This window comes from Sebaldella termitidis ATCC 33386 (genome assembly GCF_000024405.1).
GTDB classification, from domain to species: Bacteria; Fusobacteriota; Fusobacteriia; order Fusobacteriales; family Leptotrichiaceae; genus Sebaldella; species Sebaldella termitidis.
In genome coordinates this window covers 1,558,851-1,581,408 of record NC_013517.1, presented here as the reverse complement: position 1 = coordinate 1,581,408, position 22,558 = coordinate 1,558,851, and the positions used below count along the sequence as shown (strand labels likewise).

20 protein-coding genes are annotated in these 22,558 nt (G+C 33.3%); 6 read left to right on the top strand and 14 right to left on the bottom strand.

The window, feature by feature from the left end:
• Positions 1-4 precede the first annotated feature (4 nt).
• The 10 genes from STERM_RS07320 to STERM_RS07275 all read right to left on the bottom strand — a co-directional run bounded on the left by STERM_RS07320 (position 5) and on the right by STERM_RS07275 (position 10,194).
• Positions 5-409, bottom strand: coding sequence for a DUF3592 domain-containing protein (locus STERM_RS07320; RefSeq protein WP_012860949.1), 405 nt, complete (start codon positions 407-409; stop codon positions 5-7).
• 148 nt (positions 410-557) lie between these two features.
• Positions 558-1,100, bottom strand: coding sequence for a hypothetical protein (locus STERM_RS07315; RefSeq protein ID WP_012860948.1), 543 nt, complete (start codon positions 1,098-1,100; stop codon positions 558-560).
• 219 nt (positions 1,101-1,319) lie between these two features.
• Complete coding sequence (locus STERM_RS07310; protein ID WP_012860947.1) at positions 1,320-2,453, bottom strand: Gfo/Idh/MocA family protein; 1,134 nt, start codon at positions 2,451-2,453, stop codon at positions 1,320-1,322.
• Positions 2,454-2,469: 16 nt separating this feature from the next.
• Complete coding sequence (locus STERM_RS07305; RefSeq protein ID WP_012860946.1) at positions 2,470-3,459, bottom strand: ABC transporter permease; 990 nt, start codon at positions 3,457-3,459, stop codon at positions 2,470-2,472.
• Positions 3,452-4,936, bottom strand: a complete 1,485-nt coding sequence (locus tag STERM_RS07300) for a sugar ABC transporter ATP-binding protein (RefSeq protein WP_244407230.1) — start codon at positions 4,934-4,936, stop codon at positions 3,452-3,454. Before STERM_RS07300 ends, STERM_RS07305 begins: the two co-directional genes overlap by 8 nt.
• Positions 4,937-5,023: 87 nt before the next feature.
• Positions 5,024-6,052, bottom strand: a complete 1,029-nt coding sequence (locus STERM_RS07295) for a substrate-binding domain-containing protein (RefSeq protein ID WP_012860944.1) — start codon at positions 6,050-6,052, stop codon at positions 5,024-5,026.
• 36 nt (positions 6,053-6,088) lie between these two features.
• Positions 6,089-7,021, bottom strand: a complete 933-nt coding sequence (locus STERM_RS07290; RefSeq protein WP_012860943.1) for a sugar phosphate isomerase/epimerase family protein — start codon at positions 7,019-7,021, stop codon at positions 6,089-6,091.
• A 235-nt stretch (positions 7,022-7,256) separates the two neighbouring features.
• Positions 7,257-8,252, bottom strand: coding sequence for a LacI family DNA-binding transcriptional regulator (locus STERM_RS07285; RefSeq protein ID WP_012860942.1), 996 nt, complete (start codon positions 8,250-8,252; stop codon positions 7,257-7,259).
• A gap of 349 nt (positions 8,253-8,601) precedes the next feature.
• Positions 8,602-9,285 carry a YoaK family protein gene (locus STERM_RS07280; RefSeq protein WP_012860941.1) on the bottom strand — a complete coding sequence of 228 codons (684 nt, stop codon included), beginning with the start codon at positions 9,283-9,285 and terminating at the stop codon, positions 8,602-8,604.
• Positions 9,286-9,750: 465 nt separating this feature from the next.
• Positions 9,751-10,194, bottom strand: coding sequence for a MarR family winged helix-turn-helix transcriptional regulator (locus STERM_RS07275; RefSeq protein WP_012860940.1), 444 nt, complete (start codon positions 10,192-10,194; stop codon positions 9,751-9,753).
• A gap of 385 nt (positions 10,195-10,579) precedes the next feature.
• Here STERM_RS07275 and STERM_RS07270 point away from each other — a divergent pair, with 385 nt between their 5' ends.
• The 5 genes from STERM_RS07270 to STERM_RS07250 are packed head-to-tail and all read left to right on the top strand — an operon-like array spanning position 10,580 to position 17,160.
• Entirely contained in the window at positions 10,580-12,055 is a 1,476-nt protein-coding gene (locus tag STERM_RS07270; protein ID WP_012860939.1) for a TolC family protein, read from the top strand.
• Between the two features lie 17 nt (positions 12,056-12,072).
• The gene (locus STERM_RS07265) at positions 12,073-13,122 is read left to right on the top strand and encodes an HlyD family secretion protein (protein WP_012860938.1); all 1,050 of its coding nucleotides are present in this window, start codon (positions 12,073-12,075) and stop codon (positions 13,120-13,122) included.
• On the top strand, positions 13,119-14,888 hold the full coding sequence (locus STERM_RS07260) for an ATP-binding cassette domain-containing protein (protein WP_012860937.1): 1,770 nt from the start codon (positions 13,119-13,121) through the stop codon (positions 14,886-14,888). The genes STERM_RS07265 and STERM_RS07260 overlap by 4 nt, the downstream gene beginning before the upstream one ends.
• A gap of 13 nt (positions 14,889-14,901) precedes the next feature.
• Positions 14,902-16,029: an ABC transporter permease gene (locus STERM_RS07255; RefSeq protein WP_012860936.1), complete on the top strand. Its 1,128-nt coding sequence runs from the start codon at positions 14,902-14,904 to the stop codon at positions 16,027-16,029.
• Positions 16,030-16,065: 36 nt separating this feature from the next.
• Positions 16,066-17,160 (top strand): ABC transporter permease, encoded by a 1,095-nt coding sequence (locus STERM_RS07250; RefSeq protein WP_244407228.1) that lies wholly within the window; start codon positions 16,066-16,068, stop codon positions 17,158-17,160.
• A 170-nt stretch (positions 17,161-17,330) separates the two neighbouring features.
• Here the strand turns inward: STERM_RS07250 and STERM_RS07245 are convergent, their stop codons facing one another.
• Both STERM_RS07245 and STERM_RS07240 read right to left on the bottom strand, forming a co-directional pair.
• The gene (locus tag STERM_RS07245; RefSeq protein WP_012860934.1) at positions 17,331-18,227 is read right to left on the bottom strand and encodes an alpha/beta hydrolase; all 897 of its coding nucleotides are present in this window, start codon (positions 18,225-18,227) and stop codon (positions 17,331-17,333) included.
• A gap of 480 nt (positions 18,228-18,707) precedes the next feature.
• A complete protein-coding gene (locus tag STERM_RS07240) occupies positions 18,708-19,661 on the bottom strand; it encodes a DKNYY domain-containing protein (RefSeq protein WP_012860933.1) in 954 nt (317 codons plus the stop codon).
• A gap of 353 nt (positions 19,662-20,014) precedes the next feature.
• Here STERM_RS07240 and STERM_RS07235 point away from each other — a divergent pair, with 353 nt between their 5' ends.
• On the top strand, positions 20,015-20,257 hold the full coding sequence (locus tag STERM_RS07235; RefSeq protein ID WP_041309858.1) for a hypothetical protein: 243 nt from the start codon (positions 20,015-20,017) through the stop codon (positions 20,255-20,257).
• Between the two features lie 345 nt (positions 20,258-20,602).
• On the opposite strand, the gene STERM_RS07230 is transcribed toward STERM_RS07235, so the two are convergent.
• Positions 20,603-20,914 (bottom strand): hypothetical protein, encoded by a 312-nt coding sequence (locus STERM_RS07230; RefSeq protein ID WP_012860932.1) that lies wholly within the window; start codon positions 20,912-20,914, stop codon positions 20,603-20,605.
• Positions 20,914-22,428, bottom strand: coding sequence for a DUF4280 domain-containing protein (locus STERM_RS21190; RefSeq protein ID WP_081439605.1), 1,515 nt, complete (start codon positions 22,426-22,428; stop codon positions 20,914-20,916). Before STERM_RS21190 ends, STERM_RS07230 begins: the two co-directional genes overlap by 1 nt.
• Positions 22,429-22,558: the final 130 nt, after the last annotated feature.

Here is a 22,558-nt window from a genome sequence, read left to right as displayed (position 1 = left end):
ACCGCTATACCAGTACAAACGGAATAAAACAAGCCATTATTAAAGACATCACCCCGAAGAAAAAGAATAATCCCCATAAAAATATCCCGATTTTATTATTTTCAAAGCGAAAGCTTTCAGGCTTATTTTCATCGTAGAAAATATTTACTCTGTCTCCGATTTTACAATTAAAAAACACACTGCTTCCAGAATAAAAACTTTTAGCCCTTATCCTTCCTCTGGAAGTATTGTACTCTACTACAGGCTTATAGTTGCTGCCGCTCTGCTTTATCTCCACTACTTCTGCCTGAACGGGTATTCCTTGTGTTTTAATATAGTTATCTCTTCTGAATCCTATGATGCTTACAGTCAAAAATGTTATCCCCGAAAAAAAAACGGATGCTATAACTATTATTTGGTATAATTCCATTCTTCACTTCCTTATTTTGTATTTATTATATTTTATAAGATTTTTCGCTTTTTAGCAATCTTTATTATGGTACAATTTATATTATTTGTTGAATGTTTTCAAATACTGAACTTTACCATAAAAATCCCTGACAGCAAAAACTTCATCTTTAACTGCTCTTACTATATTCTCCCAGTAATTCCATATAAAGCACTTCCAGCGTAACCGGCTTTTTCCTGTTAAACCATGATTCCTTCAAAGACATATTAATTTTTATCCTCTTCTTTTTTGTTTTTATTATAAGCTTATGCGGTGTACGTCCAAGATAAGCCAGTGAAGTGTATATAGGAGTATATTTTATATTTTTGATATCACTGTAATTTATCCGGATTTTTCTGCTAAAAGTTATTACACAAAAGTCATCATAAAATATGCATTTCCCTTTTTTATTCTGAAGAATAACAGTAATAACCATACTTAACAAAAATATGACACAATACGCTATACAGGGAATCACAAATATTACAAAAATAAAAACAGCCTTATGTTCAAACCACCAGTCTGAGATAAAACGCCCGTTTGGTTCGATTCCTACAGTTCCGAGCCAGTTTCTGAATAAAATTATAAATATTATAAAGCCCGCAAGTGTCATACCAAACCAGATAAAATGAAGAATAAACCTGTTACAGTAATAAAATTTTATTTCCTTCATATTTTCTCCTTATACCAATTACCTGTTTATACGTCTATTTTAACACTAATTTTCAAAATAACAAAATACATCCTTCTGTTTTAATAACATCTTTTCAAAGATAAACAAAGCATTACGCCAAAAAACATATTAAATGACAATAAACTTAAAAGAACCGGCAATTACCCGCCGATTCTTCTTATTATTATTTAAAATTTTGGTATAGACATATTAAGTCCCCTACACTTTAACCCACTTCCCGCTGTTTGCACTCTCGAAAATCTTTTCTTCCAGAATCATCTGTCTGTATCCGTCTTCAAAAGTAGCAAAATCATAATCCTTTCCCTTGTCAGCTATACTGCTGTATACCTGTCGAAAACACTGCTTGAACGTATCCGGAAATCCTTCCACATGTCCTCCGGGATAATCTACTATTTTCTGTGTTTCCGGACTTAGTATAGCCGGATCTTTATCAAATATCTTATTAAAGTTATCTCTTTCTCCTATTATCATCTCATTGAGTCTCTCTGAATCCCATTCTGCCGATTGCTTGCTTCCGCCTATAAATATAGAAATCTTATTTTTTCTTCCGGAGAACATTTGAGAAATGAAAGCATTTCCAATTGCCCCGTTATCAAAACGAAGCATTACCACAGCTATATCCTCTGTATCTATAGGTACTTCCTCATACTCTGCATCCTCCTGAGCCTTGGAAAAAGTTTCCACAGGCTTTAGGAATTTCTTTCTTTTTTTATGATATGTCAAAAATTCAGCAAAAATCTCAGTAACTTTTAGTTGTGTTACATATTCCACAGTATCAATCCAGTGTGATCCTATATCCGCCACAGCCCTTGTCTGCCCTGACTCCTTGCTGTTTATTCTCCAGTTGAAGTCTGTTTCCAGCAAAAGCCAGTCCTGCACATATCCTCCGTGAACAGAAATAATTTCTCCAAGCTCTCCGCCGGAAGCCATTCTTTTTATCTGATGAACCATGGGATTAAAACGGTTATGAAAATTTACGGCATTTACTATATTATGTTCCTTTGCATACTCGTACATTTCTTTTGCTTCATCAGCTGTTTTTGTCATGGGTTTTTCACACACTACATTTATTCCTTTTTTCATTGCATACATGGCTATTTCATGATGTGTATTATTTGGTGTACAGATATGAATCATATCAAGCTCGAGTGTGTCCATCATCTCTTTATAGTCTGCAAAGCTGTTTGGTATATTCATCATTTCAGCTTTTATTTTATGATCCTGTGTATCGGTAATAGCAACTACCTCTATATTCCCCAGTCTTCTAAGTGCTTCTACGTGTGCCACGCCGATAAATCCTGTTCCTATTACTCCTGCTTTATAAGTTTTCATATTTTATCTCCCTTCATCACTTATTTTTACTTTGGAATAACACAGCGACTATAATGATGATTCCTTTTACAAGCCCTTCCAAAAACGGTGGTATATTAGCTATAACCAGTATATTATTTATCATCTGAAGCATTATCGCCCCGAGAAATGTTCCGAAAACCTTTCCTCTTCCTCCGTTCATTGCTGTTCCGCCTATTGCTACCGAGGCTATCGCATCAAGCTCAAATCCCATACCTGCATTAGGTGCTGTTATTGATGTAAGTCTTGATGAAAGAAGAAAAGCCGAAAGTCCTGAAAGCAGTCCGGTAATACAGAAAACTGCATTCTTCATCCTATTTACATTTATACCTGTAAGATTGGTTGCATTTTCATTACTTCCCACCGCATAAACATATCTTCCGAATTTTGTTTTATTCATTATTATGGAAATTATCACTGCCGTAATTATAAATATGATTGCAAGGTTAGGAATTCCCAGTGTTTCTCCAGCAGCTATAAGACGAAAAGTATTATATGACTTTTCCCCTACATTAAAAGGTCCTCCCTGTCCCAGCTGCACAATAATCGATCTGAAAGCCGACATTGTAGCGAGTGTTACTATAAACGGAGCTATTTTCCCTTTAGTTATAAGTATTCCGTTAATTCCCCCGAGAATAGTCCCGAATACAAGAGAAAATATCAATGTTAAAAATATGCTTCCCGTAGAATTCAGCACTATAACCCCGAGTCCTGCTGTTAATGCCACCAGCGAGCCTACAGACAGATCTATCATTCCGGCAATAATTACCAGATTCATTCCCAATGCCACTATCCCTATTATTGCCGCCTGCTTCAGAAGCGTACTCAGATTGGTATATGATAAAAATCTCGGGTTTATTATAGTGGCTATAGAAAACAGTATCAGAAATGAAACCAGATAACTGTAATTACTATAAAATTTTTGCAGATTTGTTTTATTAAAACTTGCTTTATTAAGAAAAGACATTTGTTTTCCGCCATTAGTCATTTTTTACCTCCAAATTTGAACCTGTTGCGTAGTACATTATATTTTCCTCAGTGAGATTTTCCCTGTCCAAAATAGTATTTATATTTCCTTTATACATAACTATGCATCTGTGGGAAGTTTTCCAGATTTCAGGGAACTCCGAACTGAATACAACAACAGATTTTCCTGCAGCAGCCAGATTATGCATTATTTTATATATCTCAAACTTGGCCCCCACATCTATTCCCTGTGTAGGATTATCCAGTATATATACATCAGAATCCAGCTCCAGCCATCTGGAAATAATAACTTTCTGCTGGTTCCCCCCGCTCAGCGACGTTATCAGATCTGAGGGATTATCTGCTTTTATATTGATAAGCTCCTTATTTTTATTATATCTTTCTGTTTCTTCATTTTTGTTTATAAATAATTTTTTATGCATATTCTTAAAAAAAGCAATGGACAAATTATCCTGAATACTCAGGTCTTTTATTATTCCTTTTTCTTTCCTGTTTCTGGGAACAAGGGAAATACCGCTTGCTATTACGTTTTTTATAGAAGACATATTTACTTTTTTATCATTCAGATACATTTCACCTTCATCCAGCGGATAAGCACCAAAAAGTGCTTCGGCGAATTCTGCCCTCCCATCTCCGTAGAGACCTGTAATCGCTATTATCTCTCCTTTTTTCACATCAAAACTAATATTTTTAAAAGTTTTCCCAGAAAAATTATTTACTTTCAAAAGAGGTATATCCGGAATTTCTCCGGCTTCCAGCTCGTCTTCCACGAGCTTTCTCCCCACCAGAAGCTCTGTAGCCATTTTTTCATTTATATCGGAAAATTTTCCGGTCTGTATAAATCTGCCGTCGCGAAGTACGGTATAATCATCACAAATACTAAAAAGCTCCGGCATTTTGTGTGAAATATAAATAATACTTACTCCCTCTTCTTTCAAAAACCTCATTATATCAAAAAGCGAGTCTATCTCCTTATTTGTTAGTGCTGTCGTAGGTTCATCCATTATTATCAGCTTGGAATCAAACAATAACGCCTTCGCTATTTCTATCATCTGCTTTTGTGGCATATCCAGATATTCCACTATCTCTTCAGGATTTATAGTCATTTTCAGCTTCTTTATTATTTCCCGTGATTTTTCAATCATGGCTTTTTTATCAAGAAAACCAAACTTATTTTTTATTTCCTCACTTAAAAATAAGTTTTCATATACTTTCAGGTCATTAATAAGGTTTAATTCCTGATGTATAAAACGAATCCCGAGTTTTTTTGATTTATTAGTTGTCATCTCATCTATTTTCTCATCCTGAAAATAAATATCGCCTTCAGAAAGAGGTATGGTTCCTGATAAAATATTCATAAGGGTAGATTTCCCTGCACCGTTTTCACCGAGCAGCCCGTGAATGGACGCTCTCTGTACAGAAAAATCGACCCCTGATAAAGCTTTTACCGGACCAAAAAATTTTGATATATTTTTCATCTCCAATAACATTATTTCACAACCTTCTAAGTAAAGATCATTTATCAGCTTTATATTTTTTTATTGTGTAAAATCTAAAAATATTTATTACTGAATACTGTATCTGATTTTATAAATATCTGAGTTTCTGAAATCATTTACATTATTTCTGTCTACTTCCACTGTTTTTATAATATATTCTTTTTCAAGTGTTTTTCCGTTCAGCACGTCAGCCCCAAGCTGTACTGCCTCTCTTACCATTGCAGGTGAAAAAGCATATGTTACCTGGTCTAATTTTTCTTTTTCAAAAGTATCAAGATTTTCTTTTCTCGCACTTACTCCCGTAACTAATTTTATATTTATTTTTGCAGAGCCTTTATATGCATTTATAGCATCAAGGATACCCATTTCCACTTCATCATCCTGAGTTATCACAGCTTTTATTTTTTCGATATCCTCAGGTTTTGAAGTATTCAGGAAGTTTTCCATCTGCTCCTGTGCTTTTTGTCTCTGCCAGTTTGTATTAAAGCTTTGCACTATTTTTATGTTTTTATCTGCTGTCGCCATAAATCCGTCATGTCTTTGCTGCGGTACAGTCGAGTTATCTCCTAAGAATTCTAGTACAAGAACTTCTCCGGCTTTCAGATCTTCCTCGAAATATTTATTCAGATAATTTCCTGTCATTTCTCCGATTCCTGTATTATCACCCATTATAGTCGCTGTAGGTGTAAAGTTGTTTATCAGTCTGTCATACACAATAAGCGGAATTCCTGCATCCATGGCTGCCTGCGCTGTAGAACGCAGCTCATCTCCGTTATGAGGCCAAAGTACTATAGCATCTACTTTTTCATTAATAAGCGTATCCATCTGGTTGTTTTGTTCCGAAGCTTCACTTGATGTCAAAAACTTATACTCGAATCCCTGAGATTCTGCAAGTGCCTTAGCTTCTGCCTCGGCATGCTTTATACTTTCCCCGAGAAATCCGTGAGTTGCATTAGGCATTACTATACCAAGTACTTTTTTCTTTCCGGGCTTTGCTTCCGGTGTTCCTTCCGCTCCTCCTTTTGATTCACCCCCGCAAGAAACTGTTAAAACCAAAAGCAGCAGAGAAAATAAAAGAAACATTATTTTTTTCATTTTGTTACCTCCAAATTTTTTTTATTATATTATATGTTACTTTTTGAATATGGAATCCAAAAATGCCTTGCCTTTCATCAGTCCTAATTTTATTGCCTCATCATTTTCAGAATAATTCAGATCCTCGTGTTCTATACTTACATAGCCGTCATACCCTATTTCTCTCAGTGTCTGATATATTTTCTGCCAGTCCACGCTTCCTTTTCCGGGTATTTTATGCTGCCACCATCCGTAGTCCCATTCGTTCTCCCTGTCCAGCTGCTTGCCGAATATGCTGTAGTAGCTTCTTTTTTCTTCAAATATCTTTGTATCCTTTGCATGGAAATAAAGCACTCTTTCCTTGTAATCAATTAATGCCTTAATATAGTCCACTCCCAGCCATATCAGATGTGAAGGATCAAAATTCAGTCCGAAATTTTCATCAGGAATGATTTCAAACATTCTGTCCCATAATTCCGGCGAGTATGATATAGTAGCTCCCCAGCCTTCTCTGTGCCAGCCCGGCATAGAACAGTTCTCTATCAGAAGATTCACGTTTCTGTCAGCTGCGTATTTTACTATATTGGGAAAGATCTTTTCAAATTCCGTAAAATTTTCTTCAAAGCTGAGATCCAGATTTCTCCCTGCAAAAGCTCCCACAAATTTTACTCCTAATTTTCCTGCAGTTTCAATTACATTATAGAGATGCTTTACGTTATTTTCCCTTATTGATGTATCAGGATGAAGACAATTGTCATAGTAAGCAAGGGAAGCTATTTCTATGTTATTTTCCCCTGTTAATTTCAATATATCCTCCTTAGTCTTACTGTCGAATTTTGAAACATCAATATCAGTGCTTGAATAATCTCTGTCATTTGCCACAGGCCAGCATGAAAGCTCGATAGCATCAAATTTTTGTTCTGCTGCAAATTTTACCTTTTCTTCCAAAGATAAATTATTAAAGCAGGCTGTTAAATACGATAATTTCATATTGATTCTCCTTAATTTTGTTCTGTTTTTTCAGTTTTTTATTTTTGTAAAGCTTTACAAAATTGAAAATAAAATTATCACTCCTCCTCTTGCTGTTAATTTTTTTCCCAAAATTATGAATATTTTTCACTATGTGCTCTCATGATGTTATATATTAATGCAAAGTAAAGGGCTGATTCTCCTCTGCTTTGCATTTAGTCACAAAGCAGAATGTTTATTTGTAATTTTTTTGTAATTAGAAAGTTGTTCCTCTTTTAATAAGCTTATGCGGTAAAAATTTATTTTGAATTGTGTTGGAAGTATTTAATTTGAGTATTCTGTTAATTAATAATTTGCAGGCCTCTTTTCCTATTTTTATTCTCGGCTGATGAATCGTAGTAATTCCCGGATAAGTGGCATTGCATAATTCTATATCATCGAATCCTATTACTGAATAGTTCTCTGGAATTTTGACATTTTTATAATTCAGATAATTTACCATGCTTATGGCAATCATATCCGATACAGTAAAAATTCCGGCTTTTTTTATCTTACTTTTTAGTATCTGCTTAGCTGCGTTAATTCCTCCGCTGTAATTAAAGTCTGTTTTTATGATAAGTCTTTCATCAAACGGTCTGCCAAACTTCGCAAGGGCTCTTTTATATCCTGCCAGTCTTAGTTTATCAAAAATAAAGTCTCCGTATGTCTGTACATAAAAGATTTTCTCAAAACCGGTTTCAAGCAGATAGCTCGTAGCTTCAAAGGCTGCCTTTTCATGATCTATCGAAACAAAGGGAACCCCTATGTCATCATAAAATTCACTGCATTGTATAATAGGATACTTTATTGAAAAATCTTTTAAAAAATCCTTTTCTATAGCAAGATCCATTATAAAGGCACCGTCAACTAATTTATTTTCTATGAATTTGAAATATTTTCTTTCTATATCCCTGTCGGAATATCCGTTACAGACCAAAACATTATAATTCTTAGTCTTGGCATATTCCTCCGCTCCCTTTACTATCTCTGCATAAAACGGATTTGAGATATTGGTTACGATAAAAAGGAGCATTCCTGTTCTCATTTCACGAAGAGACTTAGCATGATAATTTACTTCATAGTTAAGCTCATCCAGTACTTTCTGGACTCTCAGTCTTTTTTCCTCGGAAACATTTTGATTTTTATTAATGACCCTTGATACAGTGGCCGTCGACACACCAGCTAAGCTGGCGACTTTCTTTATTCCTGTCATAATTAATCACCATTTTTTGTAAACCTTTTCAAAAACTCTAATATATTTTAGCCTGATTTTTCAAATTGTCAAGTCATAATTTATGTTTTTTTTCTTTTTCAAAAAACACTTGATTTTTCTATGTATTCTCACAAAATTTATAAAATCCCATTTATATCATCGAACTAAATCCCCCTTGTTTTTTCAGGCTTTTCATGCGCTTAAACTAATTTTTCATATTATTTTTTCTAAAAAAACAGTGTATTAAATTATATAATCTAACACACTGTTTATATTTTATTTTAGTATTTATTATTCTTTGCCGGTTTCAAGAATATCCTTTTTCAAAACACCTTTTAATTTTGTCCTCTTATACCACAAATTTACTTTTATTTTTCTTCATTCTTACAAGAAATCTTTTATCGGATTTCCACACCCTGAATATCATAAGTGCTGCATAAGCATAAACAATGGTAATTAATATTAAAGAAATACACAAATTACTATTTTCCAGTATGATTGTTCCTAGTACAGCTCCAAGTATGAATAACAGCCATGTATTCAAATATATCCTTATTATCCCCCACTCGCTTTTTTTCTGTAATATTCTCGAAAAAGCTATTCCCAGATTAAAAACTATTCCGGATATAAAGCTTCTGCCTATCAGACTGTTTCCTATTAACAGATTCACAATATTTTGTATTCCCATTGCTATGCCCAGCGGTATAAAAACTACCCATGCATTGTGCCTTAATGAGAAAATTACAGCTGTCATAAATAAAAAAAGTTCTAAAACTAATAATATGAACATTCCGGTCTTTCTATAATATGAAAAGATAATATCTCCTATAAATGCACCGAAAATTAAAAATAAAAAGAGCGAGAAATACCTGAAGCCTGTTCCTAGATTCAGTTCTCCTATATTTACACCCAGTCTGACGGAATTTCCGCTCATAAACGTAAAAAATAACCCGTTCATTATTATAAAACCGAGTGAATTTATATATCCGTATATAAATGAAAAGATATATGCTATTTTTATTTTATTTTCCATTTCTTACTCCCTTTTCTTTTATAAAAAATAATATCATACTTAGATTCCGGCTCCCAAAAAACAGACTGTCGTAAAAACTCCAAGATAACCAGTATTAAAGATGCATATTTTTCCGGGATAATCAGCCGTATATGTATATTATTTATATTAACAACGTATTTATTATAACACGAGTTTAATTTAAATAAAACCCTTCTGAGCATTTAAAAATAAGAAACGGAAAATTATACCTGAACAAACATTAGAATCCTAATAGTTATAATACTAATTATAAATTTTTAAAAAAAATCCGTTTAACTGTTTATATAAAATGTCTAATTAATTGATTGTATTAAAATATTATATTTAGTGCTCTAATAATCTGAGCTTTTCTCTTCTTTCTTAAAAAGTATATTTCAGAAAAAACTTTATATCTTTTCTTATAAAAAGTATAAGTACAGCTTGTATTTTAAACATAATTATTATTCAAGAAATATTTTCCATAATTTTATTAGCTACCTCAAAGAAAATATCTATTTTTTCCTGGCTTAATCCTTTGGAAACTATTTCTTCTCCCTCTATCTGTGCCTGTTGTATTTTTGAATATATCAGCTCGGATTTTTCAGTAATAAAGAGCCTTTTATACCGTTCATCATACGAAGCACGAATTTGAGTTATATATCCGTCTTTCACAAGTTTTTTTAAGATAGTAGTAACAGTGGAGCGCCTTACATTAAATTTTTTTTCGATATCATTAGGAAAAATATCTTTATTTTTATCCAGCTTATTATGATAACCGACAAATAAAAGAACTGCCAGCTGCATTCCTGTCAAATTCTTATCAACAGACATTGCTTTTTTATCAATGAATCTTTTTATCTGATTGTCTAAAATTCTTATTTTAAACATAATTGCGTCAGCTATTTCCATTATGAGCCTCCTTAATTTTTAGATTATACTAATTTTTTATAGTAAAACTTTTATATTGTCAAGTAATTTTTAAAAATTTATCAGAAATATAATTATATATATACTTTCAAAAAAGCTTATCCAACGAAAAAATTAAAATTAATTAAATAAAAAAATACATATAATTAAAATAAATATTGACAAGCTTATTCAAATATGATAATTTAGAAAAAATAGTTAGCATCATTACCATTATGAAGCTTATTATTTCGAGAATTTTATTTTATATTGAATTACATGTGCTCGAGAGTGTTTTTTGGAATAATATAAAATAGAATTAACCAAAATCACATTATATGCATGAACATTTGTACAAATTTTATTCCAATGTTAGAAAGGTGAACTTATGAAAAAGTTATGGAAACAAGCATTTTATTTTATTTCTGTGGTTTTATTAGCTACTTCCTGCAGCAATACCCAGATCGGTACGACAGAAAAACAATATCTGGATTCAAAGCAGAATAAATGGACTGAACTCTCGACAGAATATGACAGTCCTTATTTCAACACTAAAACACAGAATAATCTTTCTCCCGATGTTTTGGCCGACTGGTGGAATATTCTGGATGACGATACCCTTACACAGCTCATAACACTATCGCTAAACAATAACAAAAATCTCATGGAAGCCAGAGCCAGAGTTAATGAAGCAAGAGCTGCTCTCGGGATTAGTCAGGCCGAGCTCCTCCCGTGGCTTGACAGTAATAATTTCTGGGGAAGAGCAAAAATTTCCGATAACATTACCCCTGAAATCGGTATAACCGATATTTACAGACTCGGGATTGATGCTTCATGGGAGATTGATATCTTTGGAGGAAACCGATATAAAGTAAAAGCCGCAGAATCGGATTTACTTGCACAGAATGCCCTGCTTCATTCTACATGGGTCAGCATTTCTTCTGAAGTAGCCGTTAACTATCTTTCTCTGAGAACATTACAGGAACGTCTTGCAATAGCCGAGAGTAACTTAGCTCTACAGGAAACTTCAATCAAACTGCTGCAGTCGAAAAATAAAGCCGGATTAACAGACGAACTAAACCTGAATCAGGCAAAATACACCGCGAATCAGACTAAAGCCGCTATTCCTGCCATTAAGATAAGTATAGAGGAAATACTGAATAATCTGGCAATACTTACCGGACAGGTTCCGGGAAGTCTCGAAAAAACATTGTCGGAAAGAAAAGAACTTCCTGATGTAAATGAAATGATATATGTAGGAATCCCGGCAGAAGCACTAAGACAAAGACCAGATATACAGGCTGCGGAATATAAGCTGGAATCCCAAATTGCCCGTACCAAATCTGCAAGAACAGATCTGCTGCCGAAACTGTCATTATTTGGTTCCATAGGGCTGGAAAGTCTGACCAGCGGTTCGCTGCTGTCAGGAGCAAGTAAGGGATTTTCCCTTCTTCCTCAGATTAGCTTTCCTATTTTTAATGCAGGAGCAATAAGAAAAAATATAAATGTCCAGTCTGCGAGGGAAGAGCAGTATCTTGCCGCTTATGAGAATACAGTTTTAAATGCTGCTGCCGAGGTAAGAAACGCATTAACGGCAGTAGCTCAGGAATCAGAAAAAAATACTTCGTTAAAAGACGGAGTTGCGAATGCATCAGCAGCCCTGAAAATAGCACAAAACAAATATAACAACGGACTTACGGACTACCAGAGTGTCCTTGATGCCCAAAGATCATTGCTATCTTTACAGGATCAGTATGCAATAAGCAAAGGACAGAAAGTTTCTAATTTAGTCGGTTTATTTAAAGCACTGGGCGGCGGCTGGAAACCTCTTACTCAGGAAGAAACAGAGATAGTTAATAAATAAACTTATCAGGAGGAAAAATGAATAAAGAAAATACATTTTCAGCAATAAAAAATAAGAAAAATTGGCTGTTTGTAATAGTTATTTCAGCAATAATTTTCTGCGGCTGGTTTATATACAGCAAACAAAATAAAAGCGAAGAAATTATATTATACGGGAATGTAGATATCAGACAGGTCTCACTGGCTTTTAACGCTAATGAAAGAATAGATCAAATATACGTAGAAGAAGGAGATATCGTAAAAAAAGGTCAGCTGCTGGCAAGTCTTGACACCGAAAATATAAAACTCCAAATAGAAAAAAATAAATCTCAGATTGAAGCTCAGGAAAGCATAGTATCACGCTTAAAGAATGGTTCAAGACCGCAGGAGAAGTCTCAAATGTTAGCAAAAGTGAATGCTGCAAAAGCTGAAGCTCAAAATGCAAAAATACAGTTACAAAGAATTGAAAATGCCTATAATGATTCAGACGGCCGTTCAGTAAGCAAACAGGAAATAGATAATGCAAGATCGAATTTTAAAGTAACTTCAGCACGTGTAAAGGAAACTTCCGAATCTTATCGTCTTGCAGTATTAGGACCTCGTAAGGAAGAAATTACAGAAGCGGAGGCCCGGCTGAAAGCTGAAAAAGCTGAATTAGCAATACAGGAATATTTATTGGAACAAGCTCAATTAAAATCACCGATTGACGGAGTTATACGTTCCCGGCTGCAGGAGCCGGGAGATATGGCATCACCTCAGCAAATCACTTTCCTTCTCGCTGTAAATGACAAAAAATGGGTAAGAGCATATATTCAGGAAAAACAATTAGGATATATTAACGAGGGAATGGAAGTCAGCGTCTATATTGACAGCTATTCAGACAAACCTATAAAAGGGCAGATCGGATATATATCTTCAGTTGCGGAATTCACTCCTAAAACTGTACAGACAGCAGAATTAAGAACTTCTTTGTTATATGAAATCCGTGTTTACGTGAAGGACAGCGAGGATATACTGCGTATGGGTATGCCTGCTACAATAAAAATCAATTCCTATAACACGGCAGACAGTAAGGAGAAAAATTTATGAATACAGAAAATGTAGTTATTGCAGAAAATTTATATAAACGTTTTATTGCCAAGCCATCCAAAAAAACGATAAATGCTCTCACAAATATAAATATTAAAATTCCGGCAGGAAAGCTTACTGCATTAATCGGACCAGACGGAGCAGGCAAAAGTACATTTATGCGTCTAATATGCGGTCTTATGACTCCCAGCGAGGGAAATCTCACAGTTCTTGGAATAAATACAAAAGACAATCCTCAGGAAATTCAAAACAGAATCAGTTATATGTCACAGCGCTTCGGGCTTTATGAAGATTTAAGCATTCAGGAAAATCTTGATCTTTATGCTGACTTGCACGGAGTATCAAAAAAAGAACGCAGAGAACGTTTTGACGAACTTTTGAAAATGACAGGTCTGGAAGCTTTTACCAAAAGACAGGCAGGAAAGCTTTCCGGCGGAATGAAACAGAAGCTCAGCTTAGCCTGCACATTAGTCCGTTCTCCCGAGCTTTTGCTGCTGGATGAACCAACAGTAGGAGTCGACCCTCTTTCGAGAAGAGAACTGTGGGAAATTCTTCAAAAGCTTGTGCAAAAGGAAAAACTTACAGTTCTTGTGAGTACAGCTTATATGGATGAAGCTGAGCTTTGCCAAAAAACTATAGTGATGCATAAAAGCAAAGTATTAGATGTGGGAACTCCGGAAGGACTGCGAAGAAAAGCTGCAGATAAATGCTTTAAAATTCAGCCGCCTAAAAGCATGCCTTCCAGATTAATACAGACAAAATTACTTGATGATAAAGAAAATATTATTGATGCTGTTCCTGAGGGCGGAGCCGTGAGATTTATCATTCGCTCAAAAAAAGCTTTTGATAATATAAAAAAAATTGACGGCAATTTAGAAATCCAGAAGGTAGATTCCAGATTGGAGGACGGATTCATGACCTTGTTAAGTGAATATGAAAATGAACATAATGATGATGATGATAATATCAAAGAGAAATTCCATATAGAATTTCCTGACAAGTTTGAAATATCAGATCAGGTTGATATAGAAGTTAATAATCTGGTATGTAAATTCGGTGATTTTACTGCTGTAGGAAATACATCCTTTCAGGTACATAAAGGAGAAATATTCGGACTTTTGGGTCCAAACGGTGCCGGAAAAACAACAACATTCAGAATGCTGTGCGGTTTACTGCCTTTGACAAGCGGCAGTCTGTCAGTAGCCGGTGTCGATTTGAGAAAGGCCAGAACTCAGGCCAGAGCAAATATTGGATATGTTGCACAAAAATTTTCTTTATATTCAACTCTATCTGTAGAAGAAAATCTAAAATTTTTTGGCGGAGTTTACGGTTTGAAAAGAGAAAAACTGAAAAAAAGAATGGAAGAGGTAAAAGAGCAGTTTGAACTCACAGGAATGGAAACAAAGCCGAGCGGAGAACTTCCGGGAGGATTTAAACAGCGTTTATCAATGGCTGTAGCACTTCTTCATGAACCAAAAATACTTTTTCTTGATGAACCGACCAGTGGTATTGATCCTTTGGCAAGGCGTTCTTTCTGGTATCAAATAACAGCTCTTGCAGCTGAAGGAACTACAATAATAATTACCACACATTTTATGGAAGAAGCAGAGTACTGCGACCGTATTATGATACAGGATCAGGGAAAAATGCTGGTACTGGGCACCCCTCAGGAAGTAAGAGAAAATGCCGGAGAAAATGTAAAAACAATGAATCAGGCTTTTATTGAAATAATAGAACAGAATCGTTTACAAAATAAAATTATTTAATAAGGAGAAAATGATGTTTAAAAATAATTTTTTAGTACGTCTTACTGCAATGATAAAAAAAGAATTCCGGCAGTTAATACGTGACAACAGCAGCATTTTAATCGGAATATTTTTACCTATTATCCTTATATTCATTATAGGCTACGGGGTAACACTCGATGTTAAAAATGTTCCTGTGGCAGTTGTACTTGAAGATACATCACCTACGGCTCATGATGTTTTAAGCTTTCTTAACGGCTCTGAATACTTCTCTCCAATTTATGTAACATCTATGTATGAAGCAGTAGAATTAATGGATGATCGAAAAGTCGATGCTGTTCTAAAAATCCCGTCTGATTTTTCAGAAAATTTATATAAACAAAAAAGCTCAATACAATTAATTTTGTATGGTGTAGACTCCAGTACTGCCACTACTGTAAAAGGATATATCGAAGTCTCTATAAAACAATGGGAGGCATTAAATAATTCTGCTTTCATGAATAGTCCAAGTGCAGGTAATATTCTTATTGAAAACAGAATGTGGTTTAATGATTCCAATTCAAGCACATGGTATTTTATTCCGGGCTTGATAGTGCTTATAATGACAATTGTAGGAGTTTTTTTGACTTCGCTTGTTATGGCACGTGAATGGGAGCGCGGAACACTGGAATCATTATTTATTTCTCCCATAAAACCCTTAGAAATATTATTATCAAAAATGATTCCGTATTTTTGTACGGCTATGATTGGCTTTTCACTCTGCTTAGTTGCCGCACGCGTTTTATTTAAAGTTCCTATACACGGCTCACTGCTTATAATCATATTTTGTTCCATGCTTTATTTGTTCGTATCCTTGGGAATGGGACTTATTATATCCTCTATCACAAAAAATCAATTTTTAGCAAGCCAGGTAGCATTAGTTGTAAGCTTTTTACCTGCAATGATGCTGACAGGATTTTTATTTGATCTGCGGAGTGTCCCAGTTTTTATCCGGAATATAGGGCAGATACTCCCGGCAACATATTATTTGCAATTACTTAAATCACTTTTTCTTGGCGGAAATAATTGGAACTTAATTTTGAAAAACTGTTTAATACTATCTGCTTATGCTGTATTTTTTGTTTCTACAGCATTAAAAGTGACAAAAAAGAGCCTTGAATAAAGAAAGAGAGAAAAAATGCTTAAATTGATGACAGATATGTCAAAATTAATTAATATATGTAAAAAAGAACTTTTAGTTACTTTGAAAGATCCTTCGGCTAAGCTCATACTTACTCTTCCCATTATTTTACAAATCGTTTTATTTGGTTATGCAGCAACTTATAATCTTGACAGAGTGCCTTATGCCTGTCTTGACAATAGTAAAAGCAAAACTTCAACAGAATTTCTTGCCAGACTTGACGGGACAGGCGTTTTCCAACGTACTCAAACTCTGATGAATACCAGTCAAATTGCCGGTAGTATAGATTCAGATAAAGCAATGATAGTAATAAGCATAGATTCAGATTTTGAAAAAAATTTAGCCAGAGGAAATTCAGCTTCGATTCAGGTAATCACAGACGGACGCAATACCATGACATCAAGTGTAGCTTTAAGCTATGTAAATGATATTATCGAAAAATTAAATACTGAAAGAAACGGGAATAAACAGCTTATTAATGTGGAAACAAGAGCATGGTATAATCCCAATCTTATAACCAGATGGAGTTTTCTTCCCGGAATGTTAGCGGCTTTAAGTCTGACACAGATGTTAATACTTGCAGGGTTATCTATTGCTAAAGAAAGAGAACAGGGGACTTTTGATCAATTACTTGTTACACCGCTGTCTTCGGCAGAAATTCTAATAGGTAAAGCCGTACCGCCTCTGTTCATAGGTCTTCTTCAAGTAACTATCATGTTATTATTTTGTATATTTTGGTTTAAAATACCTATGAACGGTTCATTTGTTACTCTTTATCTTACTATTTTGATATTTATGATCAGCAGTACCGGAATAGGTTTATCAGTTTCCGCCGTATCTTCAAGTATGCAGCAGGTAATGGTGTATACATTTGTTCTTCTCATGCCTATGACTTTATTATCAGGTTTATCCACACCGATACGTAATATGCCCAGAATTCTTCAGATTGCTACATATGCCAACCCGTTACGTTTTGGCGTGGAAGCTATAAGGAGAGTATACTTGGAAGGCGCCGGTTTAACACAAGTAGCTCCTAATTTTATCCCTATGATAATCATAGCAATGCTGACTTTACCGTTAGCTGCATGGCTTTTTAAAAATAAATCTGCTTAAATTTTCGGACTCCGCTAAATTGAATAGAAAAATAAATTTGAAACAAAAAGAGGACTGATATGCATTGTTATGTATTAAGTCCTCTTACAGATTAAATTTTCTCAATAACATTTAATCTGTAAGATTGTAAATATATGATATTCTCAGCTCCAGTAATTTTCTGTTTCTAATTATACTAATGAATTAATAAAATCGACAGCATTCGTAACTGCCTGATCAGCTTCCGGTATTGATTCAAACCTTGTTTGAAAGACATGCCACATCCCTTCCCATACTTCTAATTTAACAGATACACCTGCATTTTTCACTCTTTTTTCCAAAGTTAATGAATCACTTAACAAAAGTTCTTCACTTCCAACCTGTATAAATAAAGGCGGAAAATCTGTAAAATCTCCATAGACCGGTGATACCAAAGGATCCTTCACGGATTTTTTATCACAATAATATTTTGATGTTAGTTCCAGATCTTCTTTAAAAATTTTTGGGTCTAAATCTTTATTCTTTGTAACAGACTCGCCTGATATTGAAAAATCCAGCATCGGTGAAAAAAGAAATGCTGCTTTAGGCAAGGATTGCTTTTCCTGTTTTAAAAGTAAAATTAATGCTAAAGCCAGTGCACTGCCGGATGAATCACTTCCAAAAATAATATTTTCCGCTTTCAGACCGCTCTCCAATAACCATAAATATAATTCCAAAGATTTATTAAGAGCATTCGGATATGGATTTTCCGGAGCCAATGGATAATTATGTATAAATACTCTTAACTTTGAACGATTCGCAATTTCTGCTGCCAGCTTTCTATGTGTTAATTTTGACCCCTGATTCAGACCACCGCCGTGAAAATAAAAAATAACCACTTCTGATGTAGTAAATTCTGGTGTTATCCAATCCGCTTTTATATTCTTTACTGTAATTTCCTCTATTTTTATATTGCTTGGCAGTTTTATATTTTTGACAGATTCTTCCCATTCTTCTCTTTGAATTTCTATGGGTGTGCTAAGTATCTCTTCCAGATTTTTATTTTGAAATAATTTTTCTTTTGCTGTTTTGGCTTCTTTACTGATCATTCCATCCTCCGTTTTTTATGATATTCTCTTATCAGTTTTCCTTTTTCATTATAACTTCTTTTAAAAATTTTATTAGTTTATTTCTTTTCCCATAATTAATCTGCAATTTTCCGTTTAAGTGTAGCAACTATTGAACGTGTTACAAAAGCTAATATTCAAATTTCTCCACAGTTCACTCTTATCCTTTCTTCTTTTTAACTAGCATAATTTATTTGCCTAGATTTTATCACATAAAATAAAAAAATACTGCAATTTTTGGGGTATTTCTTTTCTGTTGCTACTATTTCATTTTCATTCTTGTATCCTCTATACCTTCATTTTAATTTTATTTTTCTATAAAACAAGAAATCTATCGCAATCCCTGCCTTTTATTCTAAAATTTTTCATTTTGGCTCCTTTATTTTACAGTAAAAAACAAGACTATTAATTAGTCCTGCTGTATTAATCATATTCCATTCTTAATTTCCTATTTACTTTTAATCATCGTTTTTTCTTTGTTACTGTTAGCTTTCCATCCTCTATTGTAAAGTCTTCATAAATATAATTTTTATCTGTATATTCTACTAAACACTTTATCACTTCTGATTTTGATTCCAATAATCTTGGTTTTACTTTTTTTCCGCATTCTAATACTTCAAAAGTTTGCGAATCTGCCCCATTTATTATTAAATCTTTATAATATACATTATTTTTATCTTTTGATATAACAGAATTAATCATTTCAAAAGTTTTTTGATCTGCTCCGTTTATTATCTTTTCTTGCCTGTAAATATTATTTTTATCTCTGGAATAAGGACCTCCCAGATATTCAAAACTTTTGGCATCTGTTCCTTGCAATTTTTCTCCCGCCCAATATACAGCGTTGTTATCTTTAGCAAGGCTATGATGAAATATTTGAAAGCTTTTCGGATCTGCTCCTTCTATTTTTTCCGTTATATAATACACATTATCTTTATCCATAGAATAAGAAACAGAATTAGGATGATTTATTTTTTTAAATGTGGCTGGATCAGCCCTTTCCAATTTTTTCCCATCCCAATACACACTTGTTTTATCTTTGGCATAAGCATCATTTAATACCTTAAAACTTTCAGGATCAGCTCCTTCTATTTTTATTCCTTTAAATCCATATACATTATTCCTGTCTCTTGAATAATTAATATCTAAAATTTCAAATGAATCAGTATCTATCCCGTCTATTTTTTCTTCTTTCCAATATATATTTTCTTTATCCCGCGCATAATATTTATTTAAAATTATAAAACTTTTCAAATCTACATCTTCTAAAACAATATTATCATAATAAACTTTATTTTCAATGACCTTATATCTGCTTTCTTTATTAAATGCTGACTGAGCTCTGTTTTTACTGCAGGAGATTATTATGAATAAAACAAAAAATATTACTAATATATAGTTTTTTTTCCCGATCATCTAACTCCTCCTAAAATACTTAATATTAAATTATTGTAACAGATCTTTTATTAGTTCACAAGATTAATATTCATTTCCCGCCGTCCAAATTAAAATCCTCAATTAAATAATGAAGGCAATTTTATTTATATAATCTCCGGCATACAATTCATCATCCTTCATGACAGTAAAAATTTTGTCTGAATTAAATTCAATTTATTTTTTATACTAGGTATATTATATGTGCAGATTTCCTAACATTTCCAGCTTGATAAAAAGAAAATTTAAAAATGTAATGTAAATTTATTTTTGAATTTATATATATTAAATGTTAAAATATGTTAATTGAATAAATTACAGTATAAGGAGGTTTTATGAAATCAAAGTTAGCTGCTGCCATGAATACATTGTCTGAAGAAACAAGGAAAAATTATATTAATAAATATCTTCAAGATATTAAACTGCTTGATATTCAAATCCATAATTTCCAAGCAGTAAATGCCAGTCGATATTCTACTCGGGCTTTTAATAGGAAGTGTACACTTTTAGCAAGATTAAATTTCATCCATTTTACCCAATATCTGGAAACTCTCCAAAAAAGAAGAATTCACACTTAATTATATTTCCCAATAAATTTGATTCTTTAAGTAATTAATTTTATAATTTTGATATTAAATTTAAAAAGCTATTATTTTTAGCTTTTTTTATTTTATTAAGGTTACTCCAAAATTTTAAAAAAACTCTCCTTCAATACTCTATTATCATCGTCCTGTATTTGTTCCTAATGATAAACAAGACTTTTTTATTCAGCCTTTTTATAAAAATTTATTCAAAAACTGCATTTTTAAAACTGCTATAGTAATGAGAAGAAAATTTCATACCTTAACTCTATGTAAACTTTTTTACGCTCCCTAAAAATTTTCATTTTGATACAATCCCTTTTATTAAAATATAAACTTGATTCATTCCGGTACGACTCTAATATAATCTGGTATTAAAATATTGAAATCAATCGATTTATCTCTTATTTCAACCATCTTAGCATTTTCAGGAATTAAAGCTTGACTAATATAGATTCCATGCTTGCATGCATTACACCAAAGTTGTAAATATCCTCTCATCTTTTTCTTATTTCCAATATATAAATAATCTATTTCACTTTTACCGCAATAGGGACAACTTGAATCCCCAATTTTCTCATAATTATCATCTTCTGGCAATAGAAGCAACCATTTATCAAACATCTTTTCATTTTTATAAGTTCCTATAATCATTATTTCACCCCATTTCTAGCTTTATATCTTGCCCACCAAAGACCTTCTGATCTTTGAGCAACATCTTCAAAAAATACTAATTTTTCACTTCCCAATGGTATACCATATTTTCTAACTTGAAGAATGTGTATTTTTTCATGCCCTAATGTTGTCACTAATGTTTCAGTATTTTTAAAAGCATTTGGATATAAATAAACAAGCTTGCCATTATCAGGAGTCCACTCTAAAAGTTGTCTTCTTAACATTCCTTTATCTCTCGATATTTTAATCTTAATTCCATCAAAATTCATTCCCGCATCGTCAATTACTTTTAATACGTTTCTTTTAGTCATCAATTCTTCTAATTCTTCAAAATCACCTATGTTTTTACCTCTACGATATAATTCTAATTCTTCCAGTTCCTCATCTAAAATATCTACTTTAGAACCAGTTTTTACTTTTCCTTTCATTGACATATCTAAAGCCTTTACCATCTGATAATATCCGTAAATATCCCTATATGCAGACATCCCGTCATTCGCTTCTTTTCTTAGCATATACGCTGCTTTCCCGTCATCACTCAATGAATCTACTATCTTCATTGATTCTACAGGATCATAATAACTGTAACCCGCTGTAAAAGATGATTGCAATACATCACCACCAAATAATCCCGGTAACATTTTTTTGTTTCGGCTGTCAATTCCGGCTGATAGCTCTGTTATTCCTTCTTTGCTAACTCCTCTTCTAAAGAAATCTCTTATTGTCATATCCGGAAGTACTGACCTTATATTCCTTACTCTGGTTTCTACATAATAGCCTGCTGCTAATAAAGGATTTGATAAAGCCATTAACCCTGATATCTTTCTCGGACCTAACTCCACCTTATTAGGATTTTCCTGCATTTTAGCATAAACATCTTTTAAATTTATATCTTTAATATCATTCCAGTTATTTGCCTCATATACACTTCTACTCCGTCTTAATTCAGCAAGTTTTTCTTTAGGATCATTACCTGTCTGCATGGTCATATAGGCACTCATTGTATTATTTTTTGAAAAATTTACAGCTTCTAATAACCTTGCTTCCTCTTTAGCAAAATATTCCGTCATTGCCCCGTCAAACATTCCTATTAAAGACTTTACAGCCATATCAGATAAATTTTCTATACTGTCTTTCATTTGTTCTACTGTGTTTGCAAAATCTCCAAATAATTCTGTCATTGCTAAAGCGTAATCAATCTGTTTACTATCAGAGATTGTTATCCTGCCGCCATACGGACAAAAACAATGACTATCTTCCAGTAATGCTTCACTTCCTTCAAATACTACTTTTGAATAAGTCTCAAACCAAATTAAAAACTGACCATATAAATCTGATTCCATTTTACATTTTCCCATAATACTGCAGCTGCCAAATGATCTAACATGTTTTCCAGCTACATTATCTGACTGACTTGCTACATGATAACCCTGTAACTTAATATTCTTTGGTGATACTTCAAACTTACTTTCAAATTCTCCTTTATCACAAATTAGTTCGCTTCCAAGAATTAAGTATTCCTTATTTTCTCTGCTTATTCAAATACACCTCTCCCCATTAAAACTTCTCAATTATAATTTAATATAACATGAAAAAACAATAATTACAAGGAAAAAGAACCCA